Annotated in this window: 15 protein-coding genes and 3 pseudogenes; 9 read left to right on the plus strand and 9 right to left on the minus strand. The window is 56.3% G+C overall.

Annotated features, from left to right (window positions below; genetic code table 11):
• Positions 1-249: 249 nt before the first annotated feature.
• The 3 genes and pseudogenes from BDD14_RS06275 to BDD14_RS06280 all read left to right on the plus strand — a co-directional run.
• Positions 250-1,436, plus strand: a pseudogene (locus tag BDD14_RS06275) (ISNCY family transposase); the annotation flags it as partial.
• 133 nt (positions 1,437-1,569) lie between these two features.
• A complete protein-coding gene (locus BDD14_RS33690) occupies positions 1,570-1,695 on the plus strand; it encodes a hypothetical protein (RefSeq protein ID WP_278045471.1) in 126 nt (41 codons plus the stop codon).
• Between the two features lie 328 nt (positions 1,696-2,023).
• Positions 2,024-2,749 (plus strand): annotated as a pseudogene (locus BDD14_RS06280) (transposase family protein); the annotation flags it as partial.
• 98 nt (positions 2,750-2,847) lie between these two features.
• On the opposite strand, the gene BDD14_RS06285 reads toward BDD14_RS06280, so the two are convergent.
• Entirely contained in the window at positions 2,848-4,710 is a 1,863-nt protein-coding gene (locus BDD14_RS06285) for an APC family permease (protein ID WP_130418061.1), read from the minus strand.
• 220 nt (positions 4,711-4,930) lie between these two features.
• On the opposite strand from BDD14_RS06285, the gene BDD14_RS06290 reads away from it, so the two are divergent.
• The 5 genes and pseudogenes from BDD14_RS06290 to BDD14_RS34345 all read left to right on the plus strand — a co-directional run bounded on the left by BDD14_RS06290 (position 4,931) and on the right by BDD14_RS34345 (position 9,696).
• Complete coding sequence (locus BDD14_RS06290; protein WP_130418062.1) at positions 4,931-5,131, plus strand: hypothetical protein; 201 nt, start codon at positions 4,931-4,933, stop codon at positions 5,129-5,131.
• Positions 5,132-5,984: 853 nt separating this feature from the next.
• Positions 5,985-7,610, plus strand: a complete 1,626-nt coding sequence (locus tag BDD14_RS06300; RefSeq protein WP_130418063.1) for a Na+/H+ antiporter — start codon at positions 5,985-5,987, stop codon at positions 7,608-7,610.
• Positions 7,611-7,707: 97 nt separating this feature from the next.
• Positions 7,708-8,508, plus strand: a pseudogene (locus BDD14_RS06305) (IS5 family transposase).
• Between the two features lie 53 nt (positions 8,509-8,561).
• Complete coding sequence (locus BDD14_RS06310; RefSeq protein WP_130418064.1) at positions 8,562-9,053, plus strand: hypothetical protein; 492 nt, start codon at positions 8,562-8,564, stop codon at positions 9,051-9,053.
• A gap of 181 nt (positions 9,054-9,234) precedes the next feature.
• Complete coding sequence (locus BDD14_RS34345; RefSeq protein WP_130418065.1) at positions 9,235-9,696, plus strand: CPBP family intramembrane glutamic endopeptidase; 462 nt, start codon at positions 9,235-9,237, stop codon at positions 9,694-9,696.
• Positions 9,697-9,888: 192 nt separating this feature from the next.
• Here the strand turns inward: BDD14_RS34345 and BDD14_RS06320 are convergent, their stop codons facing one another.
• The 7 genes from BDD14_RS06320 to BDD14_RS06350 all read right to left on the minus strand — a co-directional run bounded on the left by BDD14_RS06320 (position 9,889) and on the right by BDD14_RS06350 (position 20,088).
• Positions 9,889-11,049, minus strand: a complete 1,161-nt coding sequence (locus BDD14_RS06320; RefSeq protein WP_130417389.1) for an IS30 family transposase — start codon at positions 11,047-11,049, stop codon at positions 9,889-9,891.
• 160 nt (positions 11,050-11,209) lie between these two features.
• Positions 11,210-11,512, minus strand: coding sequence for a hypothetical protein (locus tag BDD14_RS06325; RefSeq protein WP_165419942.1), 303 nt, complete (start codon positions 11,510-11,512; stop codon positions 11,210-11,212).
• Positions 11,513-11,599: 87 nt separating this feature from the next.
• A complete protein-coding gene (locus BDD14_RS06330) occupies positions 11,600-11,794 on the minus strand; it encodes a hypothetical protein (RefSeq protein ID WP_130418067.1) in 195 nt (64 codons plus the stop codon).
• A gap of 359 nt (positions 11,795-12,153) precedes the next feature.
• Positions 12,154-13,425, minus strand: coding sequence for a tetratricopeptide repeat protein (locus BDD14_RS06335; RefSeq protein WP_130418068.1), 1,272 nt, complete (start codon positions 13,423-13,425; stop codon positions 12,154-12,156).
• A 117-nt stretch (positions 13,426-13,542) separates the two neighbouring features.
• On the minus strand, positions 13,543-17,109 hold the full coding sequence (locus BDD14_RS06340) for a TonB-dependent receptor (protein ID WP_130418069.1): 3,567 nt from the start codon (positions 17,107-17,109) through the stop codon (positions 13,543-13,545).
• A 209-nt stretch (positions 17,110-17,318) separates the two neighbouring features.
• Complete coding sequence (locus BDD14_RS06345) at positions 17,319-19,115, minus strand: CRTAC1 family protein (RefSeq protein ID WP_242617775.1); 1,797 nt, start codon at positions 19,113-19,115, stop codon at positions 17,319-17,321.
• Between the two features lie 121 nt (positions 19,116-19,236).
• On the minus strand, positions 19,237-20,088 hold the full coding sequence (locus tag BDD14_RS06350; RefSeq protein WP_130418070.1) for an IS3 family transposase: 852 nt from the start codon (positions 20,086-20,088) through the stop codon (positions 19,237-19,239).
• 170 nt (positions 20,089-20,258) lie between these two features.
• Between BDD14_RS06350 and BDD14_RS06355 the strand changes: the two genes are divergently transcribed.
• Positions 20,259-23,648, plus strand: a complete 3,390-nt coding sequence (locus BDD14_RS06355; RefSeq protein ID WP_130418071.1) for an outer membrane beta-barrel protein — start codon at positions 20,259-20,261, stop codon at positions 23,646-23,648.
• 420 nt (positions 23,649-24,068) lie between these two features.
• Here BDD14_RS06355 and BDD14_RS06360 read toward each other — a convergent pair whose 3' ends face one another.
• Entirely contained in the window at positions 24,069-25,691 is a 1,623-nt protein-coding gene (locus BDD14_RS06360; RefSeq protein WP_130418072.1) for a PQQ-binding-like beta-propeller repeat protein, read from the minus strand.
• Positions 25,692-25,846 lie beyond the last annotated feature (155 nt).

The raw sequence follows: 25,846 nt of genomic DNA on the forward strand, positions 1-25,846 counted from the left end.
GAATGAACGGCGTAAAAAGTCAGCGCGAGCGGGGCGGATGGAAATGTGGAAATCGCAAAAGCGGCGATTTCGCACATTCCCACCGCACGACGACCATGACCTATACTGACATTTCTAATGAGAAAGATACCCTGACATTTCTAACGAGATTCAACATGATTTATTAGCGCCAGACAGAAATGTCCTACCTTTGCCCGATAGAAATGTCCGATTACCCTCTCAAGGTCATGGCCTTGGAGACGGACGTCTATGGGTTGGGTGCTGATGAGCGAACGCGATGTACAACGCATTGAGATTTTGACGGAAGTCCTTTCTGGCAAACGAACTGTTTCCTCGGCAGCCATCGTATTGGCGATAAGCGTCAGGCAGGTAGGCCGGCTCTTGACCCGATTCCGCGACCTTGGCGGCGGAGCCCTAAGCCACCGGGGACGAGGTCAGGCTTCCAATCATCGAGCCGACCCTGGTCTTCGGAAGCAAGTGCTGGAATTGGTCAGGACGAAGTATGCCGACTTCGGTCCAACGCTCGCTATCGAAGTTCTGCATGACAAGCACGACATCCGGATCGGACGTGAGACGTTGCGGACATGAATGGTTGATGATGGTCTTTGGCTATCACGCAAGCAGCGCAGGAGCTCCACCAGCCGCGGCTGCGGCGAGAGTCCTACGGCGAGTTGATCCAGATCGACGGGAGTGAGCATCGTTGGTTCGAAGGCCGTGGCGAGCCGTGCACGCTTCTGGTCTTCATCGATGACGCAACAAGCAAGCTGATGCAGTTGCGCTTTGTACCCAGTAAGAGCACGGACTCCTATTTCGAGGCACTGCAAGTGTATCTCGAAACCCATGGTTGTCCGACAGCCTTTTACTCGGACAAGCACACCGTCTTTCGCATAAACAAGCCAGACGCTAAGGGAGGTTCTGGCATGACGCAGTTCGACAGAGCGCTGGCTGAGCTGAATATCGAGATCATTTGCGCGAACTCAAGCCAGGCTAAAGGGCGAGTGGAGTGCGCCAACCGGACCCTGCAGGATCGGTTGGTGAAGGAGCTTCGCCTGGAGAGGGTGTGCGATATGGAGGCCGGAAATGCCTTTCTACCGCTCTTTGTCGAGCGTTTCAACGAGCGCTTCGCACTGACTCCGATTAAATCGGAGAACGCTCACCGTCCTCTAAATGTGAAGGCGAGTCGGTTGAACGACATCTTATGCCATCGCGAACAGCGCTACGTCGGAGAACAACTCACCTTAACTTACGATCGCAAGCAGGTCATACTCGAGCGTAATGAGCTGTCGGAGAAACTAGCTGGCCAATACGTTGAGATCCATAATTTCGCCGACAGGCCGATGGAGGTCCGATGGAAGGGGCACTCAATTCCCTACGGCATTTTCAGTAAAGATCAGCGCGTCAGCCACACCGCGATCGTGGAAAACAAGCGCCTCGGTCACCGGTCTCGGAGTCTGGGGAAATGATTACACGAAGCTACGCCTTCCACTGATCTACAACCTCCGGGCAGATCCTTTCGAACGTGGTCCCGAATCAATCTTCTATGACGACTGGATGGTCCACAGAGCCTTTGTGAACGTCCCTGCACAGGCCGCCGTGGCCCAGTGGCTCGCAAGCTTCAAGGAATATCCCATTCGAGCGAAGCCAGCCAGCTTCAACCTGGACGACGTGATGCAGAAGCTTAGTCCAAAGGACTGAGTCACCAGTTTTTTGGAATCGTTCATCCCTCTCCGGTAACGGTAAGAATTGCGACGACGATGGACTACACCGGTTAGTACCGGTAAACGCGCATGTCGCAAAGATGGATTTTCGATTCGCGCCAGATCGCCAACGTACTCAGCGAGGCAATTCGGAAGGGACAGCGCGGTGGAAATGTCGGTCTGATGGAAAGCGTGGAAGGCAGGACGATAAAGGTCTCCTGCCTCCCCCTCTTTCCCACAGCCCTTGGAAATCACTAAGTGCGTTGATTTCACACATTCCCACCGCACGACGGCTACGGGTTATACTGACATTTCTATTCGGCGCGCACCTTGAATGCCATGGCTGCCCGACAGCATTTTACTCGGACAAACACACCGTCTTTCGTGTAAATAAGCCGGACGCGAAGGGCGATTCGGGTATGACGCAATTCGGACGGGCATTGGCCGAGCTGAACATCGAGATCCTCTGTGCGAACTCCGGTCAGGCGAAGGGTCGCGTGGAGCGGGCCAACCGCACCCTGCAAGATCGCCTGGCGAAGGAGCTACGCCTTGAGGAGGTGTGCGATATGGAGGCCGGTAACACTTTCTTGCCTGGGTTCGTCCAGCGATTCAACGAACGCTTCGCACTGACCGCGGCCAAGCCTGAGAATCTGCACCGTTCTCTCAATGTGCAAGCGAATCGTTTGACTGACATCCTGTGCGACCGCGAACAGCGCCATGTCAGTGAGCAACTCACCCTGTCGTATGACCGCAAGCAGATCATCCTCGAACGAAGTGAGCTTTCGGAGAATCTGACAGGTCAGTATGTGGAGGTCTACGACTTCCCTGATCGCGCAATGGAGGTCCGATGGAAAGGTCATTCACTTCCCTACCGTGTCTTCAGTAAGGACCAGCGCGTCAGCCACACCGCTATCGTAGGAAACAAACGTCTGGGCCATGTTCTTTCGATCATCAAATCGCAGCAGGATCTTCGGTCCGCCCCTAAGGTTATGACCAACAGCGAAAAGATCGGCTACAAAAACGACCGAAGACGATCTATGGGCCGTCTAACACCGCTTCCGGATTCGCAACCGATGTCGCCGCTGAGTAAGGCGGCTGCCTTGCTGATAGCCCCGTGGGCACCGGTTCAGGCTATAGTAGGCGGTCTGAGTTACAGATACCAAGGGATGTTGATTACCATAATGCGCTGATTCCCGCGAACAAGAAGAAGCAACTTCAGCAATTGAGCCCGTTGGTTGTGGAGCGGAGCCTCCCACCAGTGTTTGACGACGAGTTCAGGAACCAGGACCGCGATCTGACGGTCAGGATGGTCGCGCTCGACCTTAAGGATGTACTCGACGAGCGGCATGATGACGAAGCGGTAGGGTGAAGAGAGAAGTATAAGCTCGGGAACGGTCATCCCTGACTTGTATAAGGGCGTGACAACATTTTGTTGCCACATCTGTTGCACTTGGTCGCAGCACTCCTCGGCGTCGACGTGGACGGCTTGAACCTGGTCGCTGATCTTCAGCGCGAAGCGAAGGCCCTTTTCGGTAATGCGGGACCAGCGATCAAGTGGGACGATGACCAGCGGCTCGACGAGGTTTTCGACACTCATGGGACAATCGACGGCGATCTGCCGCGCGACACGATCGTAATGACGCTTGACCGCGTTCATCGTAATGATCAGGGCGGGAACGAGGATTGCCGTGATCCATGCGCCTTCAGTAAACTTGGCGACAAGCACGACGATAAGCGTGACGCCAGTGGCGATCGCGCCAACGCCGTTAATGGCCATGCGGCGTATCATGCCCCGGCCGCCCACGCGCTTCCAGTGGACCACCATCCCCGCCTGCGAGAGCGTGAAGGCGAGGAAGGCTCCGATGGCGAAGAGCGGGATCAAATGATCGGTAACTCCGCCGAAGACGATTAGCAAGAGCGCTGTGAAGCCTACCAGCGCAACGATGCCGTGGGAGTAAAGCAGGCGACGCCCGCGGACCTTGAATACGTGCGGTAGGTAGTCATGCAGCGCAATGGCGCGGGTGAGACGCGGGAAGTCGGCGAACGACGTGTTCGCCGAAAGCGCTAGCACCGCGAGGATCGAGCCTATGGTGAGGTAGTAGAACCAGCCGCGTCCCATGACGGCGGCGGTGAGCTGGGAGAGGATGCTCTGGTACCCGGTGCCGCCGGGTTCGGTTGCGCCGATTGAGTAGGCGCGGCATAGCAGAGCTATGCCGGCGAGGAAGATCATGAGCAGAACGATGATGATAGTAAGCGTCCGCTTGGCGTTCTTCTGCGTGGGCTCGCGGAAGGCGTTGACCCCGTTCGAGACGGCCTCGACCCCGGTCATGGCGGTGCATCCGCTGGCGAAGACTTTGGCCAGCAACCAAAGGGAGAGCATCGACCCCCTGATGGGCAGATGTGGGGGCTCGACGATCGAGACCGGATGGCCTCCGGAGGCGAAGGCACGCACCGCTCCTACGGTGATGACGAGCAACAGAGTGCCGACGAAGAGATAGGTGGGGATGAGGAAGGCGGTGCCAGTATCCTTGACGCCGCGCACGTTAATGAGGGTGAGGATAAGCAGGATGGCGAGACAGAGCGCCAGTGTGTGGGGTTGTAGTGCGGGAAAGGCAGAGACCAGTGCCCCGACACCGGCGGAGATTCCGACAGCCGCGTTGAGGATGTAGTCGATCATCAGCGCCGCAGCCGCTAGCAGACCAGCGTTGGCGCCGAGGTTCTCAGACGCAACCGTGTAGCTGCCGCCGCCGTGGGGATAGGCATCGATAGTCTGTAGGTAGGAAATGAAGACGATAACGAGCAAGCCGAGGATGGCGAAGCTGATGGGTACGATGTGCTGAATGCCCACAAGGCCAAGAGGTATGAGAAGCGTTAGAGCAGCCTCAGGACCGTAGGCAGCCGAGCTGAGAGCGTCAAGGCCGAAGACGGGAATACCAGCGATGGGCCCGATGTGCTCCGCGCGTTCTTCAGAGGTTGCAAGCGGCTTACCGATGAGAAGGTCGAAGAACGCCATGCGCTCACTTTCAGTAGGCTAAGAGGAGGATGCCAACATAAACAAAGGCTAACCCGAAAAGACGTAAACAAATCATAAAAACCACGATATTTGGTTTCTTCTACTGTTAAGAAAGAATGGCAATCCGGAAGTTAAGTCGTTGAGATGAAGGCATTAAGATTTCGCCACACCCGCGCGATCTAGTTTTATGACCTCACAAACTCAACGCTCTAAAGGTGTAATGAAGCCCATCAAACTCTTATGCGTTCTTTACGTCAAATCAGAAAATACTTGTGAAAGTCGTTCCGGTTCGGCAAGGACAATTGATGCTCCAAGTGATCAAAAGCAGGGCGTGGCAGCCGAGCATTTTGGAGTCACCGTTTTAGCGTTTTTTTTGGGGAACGCCTTTGATTCAGAGCTAGCAGTGTTTGTCACTCGCTAGTACGTGGGGCAAAGCGCCTTCCTGCTCACATCAGGCAACCACTTGGCTGAGAAGCTCGTTTCACAGCCGATCTACACATCCAAGACCTATCTTTTGTTATTCGAAACGTCATGGCAGATCAGTGCGTAATGAAGATTCTTGCATTCGTACTTGTTGCGGCCATTCTTGAAGCATCCGGTGATGCTATCTTGCGTCTAGCTCTGCACCATCAATCTTTGCCCAGCCGGTCGGTCTTTTCCTTCTAGGCTCAGTACTCCTGGCGCTTTACGGCACTTCGCTGAATCTTGCTCCCGTCGACTTTGCGACAGTCACTGGAGTGTATGTCGCCACGGTATTCGTCGTCTTTCAACTAAATAGCATCAGGTTCCTTCGCCACCAATTTACGTTGGTGGAGCGCTTATTATTTCGGGGCGATGGTCGTTATGCTGTGGAAGTAGCAGACGCGAATCGAACTTGTAATCGATCCCTGAGACGAACAGCGTACAGTCTTGCGAGCGTTCGCGTTCCGGTGACTACTCGAATCTTTTGAAAGTATGTGCCCAACTCTTAAACTAGGGTAGGCCCGGTGAGTAGCAGGAAGAGAGCAAGCCCGAGAGGCCGACAAACATCGGCGGGGTGCCGTACCACGGATTGAAATGGATGCAGCCGCTCTTTTATGGAACTGGTGCGGAGTCATTGCTATCAGCGCGCTCAACTATCAAACTCAGACGCCTGGTCGTGTCGATGAGCGTTTATAGAGAAACGGCCCTAGAATGAAAAGAAAGGGTTTCTTACGACAACAAACGATCCAGCTCCTTCACCCGGATGCATGAAGTGCTAGAGGAAGTTTATCGTCCGAAGAGGAGCAAAGGGAATGAACGGGGCAAGCTTCCAATCCGCACTAGAAACATTCCTTCTCCTCTTACTGGCAGTCGTAGTCTTCGCAGGAATCGCTCGCAAATTCAAGCTTCCTTACCCCATCATGCTTGTAATCGCGGGTCTGGTGCTAAGTCTGGTTCCGGGTATTCCTCGAATTTCTTTGCAGCCGGATCTGGTGTTTCTAATATTCCTTCCGCCACTTCTCTATTCAGCCGGTTGGGTTCTCTCTTGGAGAGAGTTCAGAGATAACTTCGCGCGCATCGTCACACTGGCGGTGGGGCTTGTGAGCTTTACAATTTTCCTACTTGTTTTCGCTGCGGGAAAGAAAATCCTACCCGGCTTCGATTGGCAATCGGCCGTTCTTCTTGGAGCGGTGGTTGCGGCGACGGATGCGATCGCTGCAACTTCTATCGCGCGTCGAGTAGGGTTGCCACGTCAGATCGTTGACATTCTCGAAGCAGAAAGCTTGGTGAACGACGGAACTGGCCTTCTTGCTCTGCAGTTCGGAATGATGCTTCTTCTGAGTGGGAGGACACCAACGGTCATCGAAGGGGTTGGCCGTCTATTCTTTCTGACAGGCGGAGGCATTCTCATTGGGCTTGTTTTCGGAGCTGCAGTCTCTGTTCTAGAGCGGTGGATCGACGATGGGCCAATCGAAATTGCTATCAGCATCTTCGTTCCATACGCCGTGTATCTCGCGGCAGACGGAATGCACACCTCGGGTGTTATGGCTGTAATCGCCTGCAGTATGTACATGAGCCGTGCAAGCCCAACATATATGTCACCGCCGGTTCGGTTGCAGGCGGCGGCAGTGTGGGACCTGCTGACGTTCGTGCTCAATGGCATCGTCTTCATCTTGATCGGACTGCAGTTGCCGTTCGTCATGGCGGAGATTCACTCTTTGAGACCAGGAGTGCTCCTTCTCTACGGCGCACTCTTCAGTTCGGGGATCATCGTCGTTCGCATGCTCTGGATTTACGGCGAGACGTACCTGATTTATGGATATCGGAAGTGGTTCAAGAAATTGGCAATCAAAGCTCCCGAACCGAGGAAACTCTTCGTTCTTGGTTGGGGAGGCATGAGAGGTGTACTTTCGCTTGCAGCGGCCGTTTCGTTACCGTTTGTGAGATCGAATGGCGAACCCTTTCAGCAGAGAAGCATGATTGTTTATCTTGCGTTCTGCGTGATCGTCGCGACACTGGTCGTGCAAGGGCTTACGATGCCGTGGGTCATTAGAGTCTTGAATCTCAGCAATTCCAATGTATCGGACAAAGAGGAGCAATATGCACGCCGAACTCTTCTGGAAGAGGCATTGGCATATCTCAACCGTCGTCGTTCTAGTGAACGATACGAGGCAGGGACGCTGAGAGACTTGATGTCGAACTATCAACGCCGTCTGGATGCTATGCCTATCGAGCGGCCCGAGTCGTATGCTACAGCCTCGAGTCGTTCAGAACGGCAGGTGCTCGTCCTTGAGGTACTCAAAGTGGAACGACAAGCTCTGCTGCGGCTTCGCGACGAAGGTCACATCAGCGATGAGGTCGTACGCTCGATTCAGCGCGAACTCGATCTATCAGAGAGCCATGTTTACACGGGCTCACTATTTAGTGTGGACTTCTAAAATCCAGAGAGAGGTAAGACTAGAGGCTATTAGTAACTTTAGTTCTCATGTGTAGGAAGGCAGTGATTGTGTTGTTGTCATCGCGCAGCATAGTTGGATGGGGAATAAGGGTCAGGTTGGTTATCCGAGCGATGTGAGCGATGAGGAGTGGTCGTGGCGCCCTATCTGGCGTTGTGCCGGGAGGACGCTCGGCAGCGGTCGCACCGTTTGCGCGCGGTGTTCAACGCTCTGCGCTGGCTGGTGCAGACTGGGGCGCACTGGCGGATGATGCCGAACGATCTTCCGCCGTGGCCGGTGGTGTACCAGCAGACGCGGCGCTGGATCGGTGCCGGATGCTTCGAGATCATGGTGGAGGACCTGCGCTCTCTATTGCGCGAGTTTGCCGAGCGCAAGCCGCAGCCCACGGCGATGGTGGTGGACAGCCGGACGCTGCAGTCCACGCCGGAGTCGGGGGCGCGGGCTGGATACGATGGCGCCAAGCGGCGCAAAGGAGCCAAGGTGCACGCTGCGGTGGACACCCTGGGCAACCCTGCTCGCCCTGCATGTCACCGCCAACGAGCAGGACCGCGCCCAGGTGGACAAGCTCGCCGAAGCGGTGCAGCAGATGACCGGAGACCACGTGGAACTTGCTTACGTCAACCAGGGCTACACCGGAGAAACCGCGGACAGCGCGGCCGCCCGGCACGGCATTCAACTGGAGGTGGTCAAGCACACGGAGGCCAAACGGGGCTTCGTCCTGCTGCCCCGCCGATGGGTCGTCGAGAGAAGCTTCGCCTGGGCCCCGCGATTCCGCCGCCTGGCTAGAGACTACGAACGCCTCTCCCAAACCCTCGCCGCCTTCCACTACTTCGCCTTCGCCTGCCTCATGCTCAGCAGAATCTTCAAAATGCTCAACTGAAGTCATTAACAGCCTCTAGAGCCGAAGTCTCTCGCGTCTGAGGGAAACGCTTTGTGGATCACCCTGACCTGGCCGAGAGGGATGGAAGACCTCTTGAAGGCCAAGGCCTGGTTGTGGTCACTGATCTCCTTGGGGGTGGTGAGCTCGTTCTTTGCTATGCGGCTATTCTCTACCCGGCGGAGACGTGGAAGATTCTGCCGGTGGGCGTCGGCTGGTTTTTCTTTGGCCGAAGCATGGCCGAAAAATCGGTGACGCTTGTGACCAGCACCTCCGACTCAGGCGAAATCCAGAAGATCCTATGGGGACGGCGCGGCGCAGCCCAGCTTGGCATGTTGACTTTCGCCATTGGAGTGCTCACACAGCAGTGGCACATAGCCATCATGGGGATCGTGTACTCCTGCATTACGGCCGCGGCGATGTGGCAAAACTTTCGCGCCCGCCTTGCCCTACCTGTACGATCCCTGGTCGGAAAAGATTCCTCCCCCACCGACGCTGATGAACGCCATGATCGCGATCAGCATCCTGGTGGAATGAGGCGCTATTAGCCGGAATCGTTGTAGTTGCAGTGGGACGCGACAACATCGCCATTGCACGAGCTATCGGCTACTCCATATGTGCAGTAATCGTGTCCTTCGGTGTATCTCGGTTCCTAAGCAACCGAGGCGTTCGGCCTAATGACGTTTGGTGTTGGCAACCGGACGGAAACACTGGAGCTCAATCGAAGTCATGGTGGCGCGGAGATGGATTACGAAATGGCAAGCTGATTCCCTCGCTTCTCGCCGGAGTGTGCGGAGGATTAGTCTTGGGGCTATTTGCTCACGTTTACCTCGCTGTATTAAGTCATCTTCCACCTACTGCGGAGATCATTCGCCGGTCGCAGGAACAGATGGCGAAGATACCGAATTTGCACACTTCCTATGCGGTGACGGCCATACTGTTCGCGCCGTTCGCGGAAGAATAGAAGAATATCTGTTCCGTGGATTGCTTTACAGGGCTTTGGATCGCGAATGGGGTGGCTTGAGCGCCGTGGTTGGTAGTGCAGCTTTCTTTGCTATCTACCATCCTCCACTCTCCTGGCTACCGGTTGTATTGTTAGGAATAACGAACGCACTCCTGTTCAAGAAGACCGGGCGTCTTGCACCAGCCGTTGTTCTCCATATGGTTTACAACGCTGTCGTCTTGACCTAAGGTGCAGCAGTTGTTGTCTAATCGCGCAGGAAGCGATTGATGTTGAGAGGCACCTCTTGCCCCGGTTTTCGTTCGGAAATCACAAACGGTCTTCTCGAAAGTGATCTTGGACAGTCATGCAAGACGGACTCAATGAGTGCTAAGCCTTGTTATCACCAGCTGGCCACGAAGTTGCCGATAACCGGTGCTGGCTCAGACGGTCGACGCAACACTTGCTTGCAGTCTAGCTGCAGGAGTTTGGAAACCCAAGGTCTTTCTGGGACGTTGATTCAAGCGCAGCGCGACCTGGTCGAGCTGCGCTTGCGAGATAGGGGCAAGGTTGGTTCCTCGGGGGAAGTATTGTCGCAATAATAGATTGGTGTTTTCATTGGTGCCGCGCTGCCAGGGACTCTGCGGATCGCAGAAGTACACTTTCACCTTGGTAGCCACTGTAAACTCCTTGTGCCTGGCCATCTCCAACCCGCGATCCCACGTCAGCGAACGCCGCAGGGTCGCCGGGAGTTTACGAACATGCCGGCTCAAGGCTTGAACGACCGCTTCAGTGTCTTTGCCCGGCACCTTGACCAGCATGGCAAAGCGTGAATGACGCTCCACTAAAGTCGCGATGTAACTGTTCTTTGCGCCGCTCAGCAGATCACCTTCCCAATGCCCAGGAACCGCTCGGTCTTCCACTTCCGCGGGCCTTTCACGGATCGAGACGGCATCGACGATCTGGCCGCGGGACTGTCCGCTGACCGTTGCATGGAGCGAGCGGCGCATGCGCCGCTTGCTCCGCAAGTGCTCCATCAGCTCTTGTTTCAGCACGCCCCGCGCCTGGATGAACAGGCTTCGGTAAATGGTCTCGTGGGACACGCGCATGCTCTCGTCGTCAGGATACTGTGTCTTCAGCCATCCGGAAATCTGCTCCGGCGACCAGTCCAACACCAGCTTACTCGCAACCATCTTCCGCAACTTGCGGTTGCTGGCCAGAAGACACCTCTTGGGTCGTAACCCCGACCCCCAGGCCTGGTTATCCGCATCGTGGGCGCGATAGGCGGCACGGCCGCCATGGCGCGTGACCTCCCGGCTCACTGTCGACGCCGCCCGACCGAGGCCGCTGGCTATCGTGCGGATCGATGAGCCGGAAGCCATTCCTCGCGAAATGTCCTCTCGCTCAGCCAAGGTGAGCGCTATGCGAGAGCGCTGGCGAGCGGCTGGAGCAATCCCTCCGCGAGGCAACAACACACAGCGAATGCAGTTATGGGGCTTGCCGTAGGCACGCCCAATCTCATGCAACGACTCCCCCGCCTTCCATCGGCTCCAAACATCAGCCTTCTCCGCGGGAGATAGTCTCGACTGCTTTCCTTCACTCATAAACACCATCCTCAATAGAAGAACTTCTACTAGATGGTGTTGCAGCGACCTATCGAATGCACCCGACTTTCCGGGCGTTTTGGAATTACTGTCTACAAGCCGACATATCAGTACTAATCGGCTATCAGTACTAATCGGCTATCAGTACTAATCGGCTCGCTCATGAGTGCTTCAGCGATGAGGCGCCAGATGAGGTGTGAAATCCGTTGAAATCGGTATCGGAAACAGGACGAGCGCGCCAGTAGAAATGGCCCTCGATGCTTGGCTGCGGAAAAGCGAGACCTGACAGGTTCGCTTCTGCTTCGAAACTTTGGCTGAATATCTTTGCCAGGTTGATCGGGCGAACTAGCATTGTTGGTAACGGTGCCGTGCTGACAGCAGCAAGTAGCGGTGCCGCAGGCACCCACGGTCTAGCTTGACGGGTTGAACCTGAGAAGGCGAATACCACGTAAGCCATCGTCAAGATCACTGCCACTCCAAACGTGAGGATTTGAGCGGAGGAGGCATGCCGAACGTTCTGCCGATCACAAAGTCTTCATCTGTCGGCGGCTCAATTGGCGCCAGCGTGCCGGTGAGAGCAATCAAAGCCCAAGAAGAATATCCACGCAGCCACCGCGATTCCTTTCGGACCGAACAGATCGTTCGAAAACAGCAGCGTCACGGTCACAATGCCTGTCGAGACAGTAATCAACTGCTTCGACAGATCTGCGACGAGATCGACAGATTTCTTGAGTCGCTCATTCACAGGTTCGGTCCTCAGCAGAACGGGTAAGCTCAAGCCGGAACAGTGGGAGAAACTCTACGCAGCCACCCGCGAAACGCTTAACTCTGGATCGACCGCCTGAAACGCCGAAGCTGACAGCAGCTTCCCCGGAAAGGTCACGGCTTTCCGCAAAGAGATGGCCGTTCACGGCCGTTACGGCGAGTTGTGTCCGCGATGCGCGAAAAAGTCCAGCGCATCCGCTAAGCAGACAACGAGACCTACTGCACCCGTTGCCAGACCGGAGGAAAAGTTCTCGCTGACCGCAGCCTATCCCGCCTTCTCGGTGCCGACTGGCTGCGCACGCTCAACGAACTAGAAGCACTGAAGCGACGCTGACGAGCCTACGGCTTGCTGTTTTGATTCAAACGGTCCGCAGCCTTGTCGCGTGCGCTTGCCTTCAACTGCTTGTACTTCTTTAGCTCCCGATCGGCATCTTCTACGCGTCCGCTTCGGCGATAGGCGACCTGAAGCTGATAGTGAACAAAATCATCCTTGGGACCCAGCGTCGCTGCAGCCTCCAGATATGGAATCGCCTCTGCCGTTTGGCCGCTCTCAAGCAACACCTTTCCCAGTTGATATTGAGCCTGTGGGTAGTTCGGGTTTGCCGCAACCAAGCTGCGCAGTTGTGCAATTCCCTCTTCCTTCTGCGAGGTCTGGAGCAAAGCGAACGCAAGGTCATACTGGGAGTCAGCGTCGCGCGGATCAATCTTCAGCGCCGCCTTCAGATCGGCGATTGCATCTGCCGGTCTGTTCATCCGAATCAACGTCGCACCAATCTGGTATTGAACCTCCGCAGACTCTGCCGATGCCTCCAGCGTCCGAAGGCACTTCAACGCCTGCTCGTAGTTCTCCGACGCTGTATATAACTTGCAGACGAGCAAGCGAACGTCCGGACTTAGATCTGTGCCCTCCAGAATCCCGGCAAGTGTGTTTCCCTGCTGCGGCTGGTTCGTCCGGATCAGCGAGTACGCCCACGCATACGTCGCTCGGGGGTCCTCGAGAACAGCTTCGCTGACGAGCGTGAAGTTTTTGGACGCTTCCGCGAATTGTTCCAGTGAAAACTGAGACATTGCAAGCATCAGGCGAGAGCTCTGGTCCGACGGATTCGCAGCAATAGCAGCCGACAGCGCGCGTACGCTCTCGCCGTACTCCTCCAGCCGGAAGGCAGCCGTGCCAAGGTTCCTCATCACGCCTGGAGTGGAAGGATACCATCTCTCAGCGTCCTGGAAATGTCCCAGCGCTTCGCGATATCTTCGCTGGCGAGCCTCTGCCGTTCCCCAGTCGTCAAAGGCGCTACCGAGAATCTTCCGCAGTTCGCGCTCGCGCGCAGCCAGCTGTTTTGCTGTCGCCGAAGGCCGCTGTACTTGCTTGAGATCAGAATGAACCTTCGACAGATCCTCGAAAGCTAGTTCCGTAAGCGTCTGTGACGATGCAATTACCTGAGACGGATCGCCCTGCGAGATAGCCTGTCGCTGCTTTGCAAGTTGATCCTGAAGCCTTCTGGTCTCCACGTCGGAGGACAGTGGAGATTGGTTCGCCGATTGTCCCAGCAAAGCGCCGGACAAGGAGATGGTCAACACAAACAACTGCAAAAACTGGACAACAGGAGCCATTGAGTAATAGTGCCACGTTCGGCTTAAATCAGAATGCGAGGACCCGGAGCGCCAGGAACCTTTCTCCAGAGAAAAAGCAGGGTGGACCCGATATCGGAATCCACCCGGCAATCCGTCCTAGAAGTTCACGTGCAGACCGTACTGAATCTGACGCGCATTTCCGATAATGCCGCTCGATGTTCCAAAACCGCTCTGTGCGTCCTGTGCGCTAACGATGTTATTCGTCGCACTGCAAGGCGTATAAAGCTTGTGGCCCGTCGTGGCGTCCGTTCCAATCTGGCTGCCGCAGTTGATCGCCGAGAAGGGCGAACCCTGCGAGAGCGAGCCGGGATTGAAGTTCGGGTGATTGAACAGGTTGAAGAAGTCCAGGTTGAACTTGATCGTGGCCCGCTCATGCCAGACCGCCCAGTTCTTGTCGAGAGAAAAGTCGGTATTGTTGAAGTTCGGGCCACCGCAGACACCGCGCGGAGCCATGCTGTTCGGGATCGTACCCAGAGCGTAGCCAATCAGCGTGAACGCGCCGGGGTTGATGATCGTGTTGTCATGACGGTCGCTGACGCAGCTCTGCCCAGTCGCCAGAGGACGCAGCTGAGATGGATTTGGATTAAAGCCCGTCTGCACCAAAGCACCGCTCTGGTTCAGCTGGCTGGTATAGGTCGCCCCGGTAACAGGGTTGGTTCCCAGATTTGCCTCGTGTGCCCCTTGGTAAATACTGAAGTTGTTACCGTTCTGAGAAGAGACGATCGTCGCCAGCTCCCATCCGCCGAGTACGCCGCGCTCCAGTGCATTGGCACCGCGCAATTTGGGTAGGAACCAGATGGCATTGGCCACGAAGATATTCGGCCTGTTTACGTTCGACGTGCCATAGTCCAGCCGCGGCATCGTGTAATACGTACGAGCCTGATTACCGATGCCTCCGCTTGAATCATCCGTAATCACATCCGTCAGGGCATGGGACCACGTATACGCGGCCCCGAGTTGCAGGATGTCGCCGATACGCGTCTTCAGCGATAGCTGTAGACCGTTGTAGTTCGATCCGCCTCCGTGCGCCCAGTAGGTCAACGTACCATTGTTGCCGCCCGCTGGATACGGACGGAACATGTTGACATCTCCGCTGTTGGCAAACGTCGCCGCCAGCCAACTGCTCTGCGGGATGGAGTTGATGTCGTACGAACTTGTAAGGTGGATTCCACGGTTTCCGACATAGGCTGCCTGGAAGATGGTGTTCTTGCCAAGCTGCTGCTCGACGGCAAGGTTCCACTGCCACGAGTTCGGCAGATCGGCGCTTGGATCGGCGCCACCCGACGGGCTTGCCGTGCCTGAAAGGCTCGACGGTGTCGCTCCGCCCAAAGTGCGAGCGTAGTTGTTCGTCGTCAGAGCAAATGGAGCGTTGGAAACCAGCGTGTACCGCGAGATTCTCTCACGCTGATAGAACTGCCCAAGGCCCGCGCGGATCACCGTCATACCCGTGCCAAAGGCGTCGTAGGCGACACCGATACGCGGAGCGAAGTGATTGTAGCCATTCTTCACCAGCGAACGGTTCGGTCCAGGAGTGCCGTGGCTGAAGTTCGTGCCGAACTGGCTGTTTGCCGCTCCGCACGGATCACTACCCGGCGCAACCCAGAGGCCGTTGCAGGCGTCGCTGGCAGGCTTCGACGGATCGTAGAGCTGCGGCTGGAAGCTGGTGATTTGATCATTCGGCTGGTACGCCGCTAACAGCAGAGAGTAGCGAACACCGTAGGTGAGGGTGACCTTTGGCAGCACTCTCCACGTGTCGCCGGCGTAAAACTCATAGTCGCGCCAACGGAGCTGCGCACGAATATTGGTTGAAGTCTCATTGATGTTGAACACGTTGCCGGTCAACTCGAGGTTAGCCAGCGTGTCGTTGGTGTCTATGCCGCCGGAGGAGGTAGCAACGCTGCCAACCGTTGGACGTTCGCCTGTGCTGCTGTTGACGTCCTCATCCTTGCCATTGAAGCCGAGGAATGCGCCGAATTTGAACGTGTGTTGTCCCTTTACCCACGAGAGATCATCGCGGAAGATATAAATGTCCAGCTGGTTCTGCCATGGAGCCTGCAGCGAGGTTGTCCCACCGTAGACCCCGAAGTTTACCGACGGCACACCAAGCGCGCTGTGCTTCAGCGACGCTGGATAGAGCGTGGGAATAGCGCCGGAGACCGAGGTAAGGATACTTGCATTTGTTCCGCCAGGAGTAATCAGAATCCGGTTATCGGAATAGTTGAAGGCCGCGTCATTCACAAGGGTGCTGCGAATGGTCGAGGTCCAGTGCGCAGTCATCGACTTCGAGGGCTGTGCCCAGTTACTGTTCAACGCCGGATACACCGTGTCGCCCCAGTACCCTGCATTGAAGGCAGGGTTCGACCACGTGTCTTGTGTGTAACGCCCCATAATGTGATTCGAGTGATTCAGGTCGTAATCGACTCGAACGTTCTCCTGACGCCACTGGAGCGCCGTCGGTTGCGACACCGACCAGTTCTGTCCATTTGAATTCAGCGCACCGTTAGGAGTGTTGGGCAGCGGGAGCAACTGCATCATCGCCGTCGCAGACGGGTCAACCGCGGCAAGCTTCTGAGGCCCAGCCAGCTTGCCCGCCGGAACTTTGCTGAAATCCGGGACGATTGCTGTGTTGCAGCCCCTTACCGAAAAATCACCGTCGCGCTCAGCGGCGGTTGGGACGCAAGCGCTAACCTGGCGGCCCCTGATCTCGTGGTTCCACTCCTGGTTGAAGAAGAAGAAGAGCTTGTCCCGCAGGATGGGTCCACCAATCGAGTAGCCCCAATCGTTGCGGCGCTGCTTGTCCTTACCGTCCAGCGGCAGCCCCTTACCCGCATTCTGCGCCGAAAAGTAGGTGTAGGTGTTCAATGCATCGTTACGGCCGTTGTAGAACGCACTGCCGTGAAAGCTGTTTGTTCCGCTGCGGGTGATGATGCTGATGACCGACCCCGAAGCCTGTCCGTATTCCGGTCCATAGCTGTTCAGCAACATCTTGAACTCGGCAATCGCCTCGTTCGACGGATAGATCAGGATCGTGCGGTTGGATCCTGTGTCGTTGTTGTTCACGCCGTCGACCAGGAAGAGATTGTTGGTTGTAGGATTGCCGTTCACCGACATGTCCACGCCGCCGTTCAGTCCCTTACCCGTGTTCTGGAAGTTATTCGCGGCCGACACGCCCGGCTGGAGTTGCGTCAGTTGAACGAAGTTACGGCCGTTCAGCGGAAGCTCCTTCACCTGAGTGCCGTCGATGGTTTCCCCAAGAGCAGCACTGTCCGTTTGTACCTGAAGAGCATTCGCCTGGACGGTGATGGCTTCGGTAACGCTGCCGACCTGCAAATGCGTATCCACCGTCGTCGTCGTCGCGACGTGGACCACAGCTCCCTGCGCCGTGAACTCCTTGAAGTTGGGGGAAACGATCTTGACGTTATATGTCGAGTCCGGCAATTCGGCGAACGTGTAGTTGCCATGTGCGTCGGTAGTAGCCGTGAATGTCTTCGATGTAGCCGTGTTGACAACGGTAACCGTTGCACCCGGGACGGCTGCTCCGGAGGAATCCGTTACCGTTCCGCTGAGTGTTCCCGTTAGCTTTTGCGCATGCGCTGAAACTGACTCGAGAACCAAAGCCATGATCAACGCAACAAGGAGCGACCAGCCTGCTGATCTCTTCATTTTTAGTTGCCTCTCCTAATAGTGTTTCCTGCTTAAAATCGAATCGTTTGATGTGAAGTTTTGCCTTACTAAACGGTTTGAATTGTGTTTAAATGACTCTTGAACCGCGCCAGAACGTTTAAACGTTTTAGTTCAGCATGTCAAGTGAAAATGATTCTGCGGGGCTCGGCTGCGGGTTTTCGGTCCCCTTCTCACAGCCGCCGTCGATCTTAATGCTTCTCGGAGGGCACGATCTCACTCCGGGGAACGACACCGCGTCCTTCGACCACGGAATAAAACCGGTCCGGAGCGAGTCCGACTAGCTTGTCCACCTTACCCGATGGCCAGCGTATCTCCACAGAGTCAATCCTGGTGCTTGAACCCAGCCCGAAGTGCAACCGCAGGTCGCTCTGAGACAGATAGCTTCCCCCACTCCTCACCTCATCGGTCTGAATCATCCCCCCGGCCGTGATCGTCACGCGCGCACCTAGTGCCAGACGGTTGCTCTTTGCGCCAGCTAGTTCAAAGCTCACCCAATGTGTTCCCGCGACGCCTTTGTTGTGCAGGATCATCGCGGTCCCGTCGATGTCGGAGACGACAACATCCACGTTTCCATCGTTGTCCAGGTCCGCCACGGCCAGGCCTCGACTCACTCTCGGCTCCTGCAGGGCCAAGCCTGCCTCCTGACCGGCATCGCAGAACGTATCATTTCGCTCATTCATGAAGAGGTTCTTCGGCTGTCGGTACCGCGCGCCCGATGGCAGAGAGTCAACCTGCGGGTACACCTGACCGTTGACTGCGATCAGGTCAGACCACCCATCATTGTCCACATCGACAAAAGCATCGCCCCACTTCACCCAGGGAAGAGTCGCAACAGCAACGCCCGCGTCGTAGGAGACATCACGAAAGTCGTCCTTCCCCAGGTTGCGATACAGCGCATTGTCCTCGTCTGAAAAGTTCGTGACATAGATCGAAAATCGTCCGCTGTGATCATAGTCACCCACAGCCACCCCCATCGAGCCCTGTTCCGCCCCGTCAGCACTAACTGCGGTTCCCGACTCGAGTCCGATCTCACTGAACTTCCCATTGCCATCGTTCCGATAAAGAAAGCTCGGCGTGGAGTCGTTGGCCACATAGATATCGGGACGCCCCGTGTTGTTGAAGTCGGACCACACTACTCCCAGCCCGTAGTAGCCGTTGGGATCGCTTACGCCGGCTGCCTTGGAAACGTCCGTGAACGTTCCGTTGCCGTTGTTATGGAACAGCGAGTCGCCCGCGCCCTTCAGTCCACGGGGGCCGCACTGCACGTCGATCCCCCTGTATCGGCAGGTCGGCGCCTTGCCGAACCCCGGAAGATCGCTCAGTTTGAAATCCACGTAGTTCGTGACCATCAGGTCGACGAAACCATCTCCGTCGTAGTCGCCAAAGGCAGCACCCGTTGACCAGCGCCCATCCAGCACTCCAGCCTGCCTGGCTATATCGGTAAACGTGCCATCGCCGTTATTGCGATACAGAACGTTCCCACCGAGACATGTAACGTAGATGTCCGGATACCCATCGTTATTAAAGTCGCCGACCGCTCCACCCATCGCGAAACAAGGCGTCGCCACTCCAGCCTTGTCCGTCACGTCAGTAAAGCTTCCATCGCGATTGTTGTGATACAGAGCGCTCTGCGCCTTCTCGCCTTTCAATGCCATCTCGACAGTGGGAGCATTCGTAAAGTAAAGGTCCGGCCATCCATCGCGATCGTAGTCGACAACAAGCACACCGCCGCTCATCGACTCGACGATGTATTTCTTCTCGGGTGCCGACAGATGCCGAAAGCGCACCCCCACTCTTTCCGTAACGTCGACGAGTTCAGGAACGGCTCGCCCCTTGCACGCCAAAGTCTTCGCACCCGCAGGAGGTGGCGGCGCCGGGCTATGCGCCTGCGCCAGAAGGCACGCCGCTCCCATTACCTTCAGAGCACCGGCGACGACTTCCCTCCGTATCCAAGTGGTCTTCCATGACGACGAGTAGCGCGGCAAGGACTTTCTGCACCTCTAAATGTGGCCTGCCCGATGTTTTGTACCAGTGAGGAGTTAGTGTAGCGCGTTTTATGAAGGGCCTAGTTTTTCTGTACCAAGCCTAGAGTTAGTCGCGGCCGGTTTAGGTTGCAGCCAGATCGCGGCTAGCCGCGATCTGGCTGGCGAACTCGCTTGGTGTCCTGTCATCGAGAGATGCGTGAGGACGGCTCTCATTATATTCCCGCCTCCAGGCTTCGATGAGCTTCCTTGCCTCTTTCAGATCCAGGAACCAGTGGGTGTCGAGGCACTCTGAGCGGAAGGTCCCATTGAAGCTCTCCACGAACGCGTTGTCAGTCGGTTTGCCCGGTCGGGAGAAGTCAATCTTCACACCATTCCGATAGGTCCATAGGTCCATCGCCTGGCCGGTGAACTCACTGCCGTTGTCACAGAACAGCACCTTTGGAACGGCGCGTTCGAGCTTCACTCGATTCAACACTCGTACCACATCGTCTCCTTTCAAGCTTTGTCCAGCTTCGATTGCCACCGCCTCTCTGGTATAGACATCGACGATGGTCAACGAGCGGAACTTTGTGCCATCCTGCAGCTGGTCGGCTACGAAGTCCATACTCCAGGCCTGATCCGGGCCGGTTGCCTTCAACCGTTCTTCGCGATGTCGCGCTGCTTTGCGCTTGCCGGCTGGCTTCATCCGCTTCAGAGTCAGGCCTTCTTCCACGTACAACCGATACACCACATACTTACCCACTTCCCAGCCTTCGCGGTTCAACAGTACGCGGATCTTACGGTATCCATAGCGCACTCTTGCCTGAGCGATCTCGCGGATACGCATCCGCAGCTCAGTTCGTGGATCGAGGCAGCTTCGATAGCGGTAGGTCGCTCTTGGAACCCACAGAACACGGCAGGCATGCCGCTCGCTCACCAGATAGCTTTCCACCAGACGCTCCACCATCGGTCCACGCCGCGAAGGCTTCACCATTTTTTTGAGAGAACATCCTGCAGCATCGTCTTATCCAGCGTCAGTTCCGCGCCCAAAAGGAGAAAGAAAATTCCAAAACCCCGCAACTCTTTAATATTTTCTGTGTTCACTCCGGCACTCTTCAGTAGGTCTGGTTCGTCATAGCAGGCTGTCTGATGTGAAGGAGAATCATGAGACGCTATAGGTATTGCGTCGCCGTTATGGCGGTGCTTTGTCTTTTTTCTGGATGGCTGTGCGCGCAAAATGTAACTGGCGCGGTGAGTGGTATCGTAACGGATCCCAGCGGTGCTGTGATTCCTGGAGCCATGGTTATAGTACATAACGTCGGAACCGGAGTCGACACGATGGCCACGACGAATGATGTTGGCCTCTACAGCGCCCGCTTCCTACCGATCGGGCAGTATCAGGTGACTGTATCAGCACCGGGCTTCTCGACCGCGAAGTTCAACCCCTTCACGCTGGAAATCAATCAAACCGCGAAGTTCGATGCCAGGCTGCAGCTGGGCAATCTCACCACCGTCGCGGATGTAAGCGCTGCTGTCGCGCCGATTCTCAATACCAACGACTCTTCTCTCGGAATCTCACTCTCCACCAACGAGATTGCCAACATTCCGCTGAATGGACGCAATTTTTCTTCGGTCACTCTCTTTCAGCCGGGCGCGATCGCAACCGACCCTCAGGGCATGACCGGCAACAACGCGATCGAACGCAGCACCTTCAATAACGGTGTTGCCTCCGTCAACGGCAATCGCAACCAGGCAAACTACTACACGCTCGATGGAGCCGACCTCAACGAGCCGCAGAACAACCTGATCGCTTACAATCCAGCTCCCGACGCCATCGCCGAGGTCCACGTCATCTCGGCAAACGCCCCGGCAACCTATGGCAATGCCAACGGCGGCGCTGTCATCTCGGTCCTCAAATCAGGCACCAACCAGTTCCACGGTTCCGCCTACGCCTTCCTGCAGAATCAGAATCTGAATGCGAACTCATGGAGCAACAAGCACGCCAACCCCATTATTGCGATCAATCCTTATACGCAAACGATGTTTGGCGGAACCTTCGGCGGTCCCATCAAGAAGGACAAGATCTTCTTCTTTGTGGACTACGAAGGCGCCCGTTCGCATACCGGTGGATTGCAACAGGCAAGCGTACTTCCTTCGGCGATGCGCAACGGAGACTTCTCTTCTCTTCTCCGTGCCACCGACCCCATCCAGCTCTACGACACGCAGAATGATTTCGCGCCCTACACCAATAACCAGGTTGCCGTTCTGAACCCCGTAGCGAAGTATCTCTTCGCGCATCCAGAGCTCTACCCATTGGACAATGCAGCTCCGACCGATGGACTGCTGCAGAACAACTTCCAGGGGCCGCAACGCAAGTTCGTCCGAAACGATCAGGGCGATGCCAAAGTAGAGTGGGCAGCCTCGCAGTCGAACAAGTTCACCGTCTTCTATTCGCAGTCCAATGCGGGCGACACGCAGACATCGTTGATCCCGATCTTCTTCCCCCCGCAGAACGTCTATCCCACAAAACTCGGCGGAGGAAGCTGGATCCATACCTTCTCTCCTGCCATCGTCAACGAGGCTCGATTCGGATTTACCCGGGTGCGCTGGGATAACGGCATACCTACCGATCCCTCAGGCACCTTCGGCCTGAATGGCAACTCCATCGTTGGAATTCCCTTCGGAGCGCAGTCGTATCCAGGATTTTCCGGCCAGAGCCTGGGGAACAACGCCTCGTTCCTCGGAGCCAATGCCAACATCCAAGTCCTTCGCGACAACACCTTCAACTACTACGACAACCTCACCTGGCAGCGCGGACGTCACCTGCTCTCGATTGGCGTACAGGCCACTCGTTATCAGCAGAACTACATCAACTCCTCAAATTTCGGTTTCCTCGGGGAGTTCGACTACTCAGGCGCCTTCACCGGCCTGCCTGGCGGAGCCGGGTACGGCCCGGCGGACTTCGTGCTCGATCGTGTTGCCGAATCGAGGCTCGGATCCTCGATCGGTCTGGTCGGCAATCGTCAGTGGCGCACGGCCGGCTACATCCAGGACGACTGGAAGGCCACAGACAGCTTGACCGTGAACATCGGGCTTCGTTATGAGTTCGACCAGCCGTGGTACGAGGTCAATAACAAGACTGCGAACGTTGATCTCAGCACCGGAACCGTGGAGTACGCAGGCAGTATTCCCGCAGGTGCGCCCGCAGGATCGAAGCTGTGTGCCACACGCGCTTGCTACAATCCCAACTTCGCGCAGTGGATGCCTCGAATTGGATTCGCTCTCCAGGTCGCTCCGCGCATGGTCGTTCGCGGAGGATACGGTGCGACCAGCTTCTTCGAAGGCAATGCCGGAAACCAACGTCTCACCTCGTCTCCGCCCTTTGCACAGGGCAGCGATCTCGTCGCGACCAAGCCAAGCCAAGGAAATCCTGGATCTCCCTTCCGCATCGAAGATGGATTCACGCCACAATTCAGCGCAACCAGCCAGTACTCTGTGTGGCCGCAGAACATTCAGCCTGCGTACATCCATCAGTACTCGTTGACCACCGAGTTCGCTCTCTCAAACAAGACCTCTCTCACAGTGGGATACCTTGGCGAAAGCGGCCATCACCTGATCGACTATCGCAACGCCAATCAACTCACCCAGGCACAGGCGCAGATCATCGCGGCCGCGGCTCTGCCCGACGGCGCTCCCGTTCCAGCTGCGGCACAGGCTCCCTATGCGTCGCTGGTCGGGCAGAACGGTGCTCTGCTGGTGACGGAGTCCGCCGCGATGATGAACTATAACGGTGGCCAGTTGACGGTGCGGCATCATGCCGATCGAGGCTTCGAATATACGGTCAACTACACGTATGCAAAGGCAATGACCAACTCGGCAGGTAACTACGGTCAGCCCGGAATCAGTGGATCCACAGGAGCATTTCAGGACGCCTACAATCCCCAGGCCGACTATGCTCCTTCTGGACAGGATGTTCGTCATAACGTAAACGCCGTGGGCGTCTATGCGCTGCCGTTCGGACGGGATCAGTTATACGGCACTCACATGAACCGTGCGCTGGACCTGGTCGCAGGCGGATGGAAGATCTCCTCTTCGGTCATCGCCTTTACCGGGTTGCCGATCACGATTCAGGCTCCGAACGTCTCAAACACAAACAACAACTTCTCCACTGCTCGTGCAAACCACTACCGCAAGCTGATCATTCGGAACCGTTCGATCGACAACTGGTGGGGAACCGACCTCTCCGCAACCCCGTGCAATGGACCTGACAACGGCATCTGCGCATATGGTGTCGCCGCGCCAAACACCTTTGGCACCGCCTCCACAAACTCCGAGCGTGTCCCGAGATTTGCGCAGATCGATGCCTCCGCCTTCAAGGATTTTCACATCACGGAGAAACATCTGATCGGCTTCCGTGTGGACGCGTTTAACCTCTTCAACATCGCCTCCTATCAGAATCCTGACAATTCGGTCACGGATGAAAAGTTCGGGCAGATCACAAACACGAGATCGAAGGAGCGCAATCTGCAGCTGAACCTTCACTACGCGTTCTAAAACCGCAATCCGCACCCTATAACAAATGGCGGAGGCTCTATGCCTCCGCCATTTCCATATCGGTAAGTTTCGGTGATGATGTGATTGTACGAACATCTACGCTTGCTAAATCTTTCAACCGAGCCTCGGGCACAAAGAGCAGACCACTCGCCGTCGCCGCGCCCGAGATGCCCCTCTTCAAGAACATCGAAAACGATTCTGTCGGTCGTCTACTCCAGATTTACCCAGGCACTGAAAAGCAATCGTTTCGTGACGCACCCCCATAAGCGGCCAACAAGGGTTCGTCATAACTGGGGTACCTGAACCGTTCCTTCGGGCAATTCCGGCCCGATCCGGCGTCTGGGGTCCAGTGGTTGCCGCAAAACGGGGCGGTCTCAACCGGTCGATGCAACACTGGCTTGAAGTTTACTCGCCGGGGTTTCAAAGCCCAAAAGGCTTACGACCTCGAACCCACTTCTGAGAGCGACTGTCTCGGTTGAGCAGGCCATAGACATCCAATCGTCCGCGAGCACCGATAAACATATGACCGTCCGCAATCGTTGGTATGGCGAAACGAACGGTCATATCGGCACGGTCCCGTTCACTCTTCTGTTCACTGTTGTACAGCTCATGCGTAATGTCCCTCGCATCGTACGCATGCAGTACTGCGGGCCTGTCCGTGTGCGCCTCGTTCCACTCCTTTGTCGACACCACCCACAGAATCGCATCCCTCGTCCCGTCAGCCGAAACGATCGGTGTCGCCCCAGGTGACGACATTCGCGCAGTCATTCCCTTCGTCACGAGCAGCCCATTTTCAATCGCAAAGTCGCGCGTCGTATCGCTTCGATCAGTAAAGAAGATGTGCCCGTTCCAATACGCCGCAGCTCCATACGCATCCTTAACCCCTTTGACGGACTGTACAATCTGGCTGTCGAACCCCTCCTGAAACTTCCCCAGCTTGTCGCGATCGAGCAAGTACAACTTGCCCTCTTTCCCCGCAACCACCAGCAAATGCGGATGGACCCCCGCCTGCTTCGGAAGGAGCACAGGTCCCTGGCTCCCCAGGTCCCAATCCTTCGCGTCCATCACTTTCTGATTGAACGGAGTGAAGTAATCCCGCACCACCAGCCGCTGTCCTTCCAGCCGCAGCTTCAACACGCTGTCGCCGAAGTCCCGCCCGCCCGCCTTTGCTCCATTGAAGTCACCATTGCCCGTAGCTACATACACGTTGCCTTCGTTGTCGGCCGCCGGTCCCGCATCCGACTGCCAGATCCCCGCATCCCCGCCGTCCGGAGAAGTATTCAGCACGGCGCGTTGTTGCAGAGTATGGGCATCGTACGCCATCACCCAGCCGTGATAGGGTCCGACGTCGCACGACGAAGCCCACGTCAAATACACTTCACCGCCTACAAGAAGCAGCGCGGCTCGCGGATTCTCTTTCAGCGGATCGAAGCTAATCTTGCCGCCCACGGCCCCGTCTCCGGAGCCCTGCACAGTCGCCGAAATCACCACCGGACTGCCCGGCTTTTCCTTGCCGTTGGTGATGTCGAGCGCATGCAGCTTTTGCACGAACATGCCATGCTCCTTCGTCCGCGCCAGCACGTACATCGTTCTGCTTGCCGCGTCGATCACCGGCGTCGGAGTAATCCCCACCTCCGGCGTAATAAACGGACAAAGCACATCGTCTTCGGTCAGTGTCGTTGTGCCATGCTGCGGGTCGACGAAGCTGGTCTTCCACAACGGAGCATCGCGAGTGCCGTTCACGTCGAATGCGTAGACGCTGTCATGCTCGGTCGCCGCAAATACCACATTGCGCTTTCCCACTCCGGGAATCGCGAGCGACGGAACATACAGAGGCTGGGCAAAAACATCCCCGTCGACAGTTCTGGAAAACAGTTTTCCAAAATCACGGACGTTAACGTTCGACGGCTTCAGCACCGTCTCGTGCAGGTCTGCGCCAGTCCGGAAGTTATCGTACTGGGCGGTCAGAACCTGCGCATGACTTGCCGAATGAACTCCAATCATCATGTAAAGCAGGGGGAGACTGAAACGACAATTTGGCATGAGCAGTATCTCCGGTGTTCAGCGCCATAATCGCACAGTCCCGCGTCCGAAGAAACGGTCTTCCTTCCTGACAGCTATTGAGGATGTGTTTCCAAATGATGTGGGAATAGACTTTCCGTGAATTCGGCGGCTAATTCGCCGTTATGTATTCCATT

The sequence above is a fragment of the Edaphobacter modestus genome (genome assembly GCF_004217555.1).
In the GTDB taxonomy this organism is placed as follows: domain Bacteria; phylum Acidobacteriota; class Terriglobia; order Terriglobales; family Acidobacteriaceae; genus Edaphobacter; species Edaphobacter modestus.

Bases quoted from the DNA above. Each gene is read 5' to 3' on its own strand.
- BDD14_RS06285 (WP_130418061.1), bottom strand. From the start codon at position 4,710: ATGGCGTTCTTCGACCTTCTCATCGGTAAGCCGCTTGCAACCTCTGAA.
- BDD14_RS06290 (WP_130418062.1), top strand. From the start codon at position 4,931: ATGAAGCCCATCAAACTCTTATGCGTTCTTTACGTCAAATCAGAAAAT.
- BDD14_RS06300 (WP_130418063.1), top strand. From the start codon at position 5,985: ATGAACGGGGCAAGCTTCCAATCCGCACTAGAAACATTCCTTCTCCTC.
- BDD14_RS34345 (WP_130418065.1), top strand. From the start codon at position 9,235: ATGGTGGCGCGGAGATGGATTACGAAATGGCAAGCTGATTCCCTCGCT.
- BDD14_RS06320 (WP_130417389.1), bottom strand. From the start codon at position 11,049: ATGAGTGAAGGAAAGCAGTCGAGACTATCTCCCGCGGAGAAGGCTGAT.
- BDD14_RS06335 (WP_130418068.1), bottom strand. From the start codon at position 13,425: ATGGCTCCTGTTGTCCAGTTTTTGCAGTTGTTTGTGTTGACCATCTCC.
- BDD14_RS06340 (WP_130418069.1), bottom strand. From the start codon at position 17,109: ATGAAGAGATCAGCAGGCTGGTCGCTCCTTGTTGCGTTGATCATGGCT.
- BDD14_RS06350 (WP_130418070.1), bottom strand. From the start codon at position 20,088: ATGGTGAAGCCTTCGCGGCGTGGACCGATGGTGGAGCGTCTGGTGGAA.
- BDD14_RS06355 (WP_130418071.1), top strand. From the start codon at position 20,259: ATGAGACGCTATAGGTATTGCGTCGCCGTTATGGCGGTGCTTTGTCTT.
- BDD14_RS06360 (WP_130418072.1), bottom strand. From the start codon at position 25,691: ATGCCAAATTGTCGTTTCAGTCTCCCCCTGCTTTACATGATGATTGGA.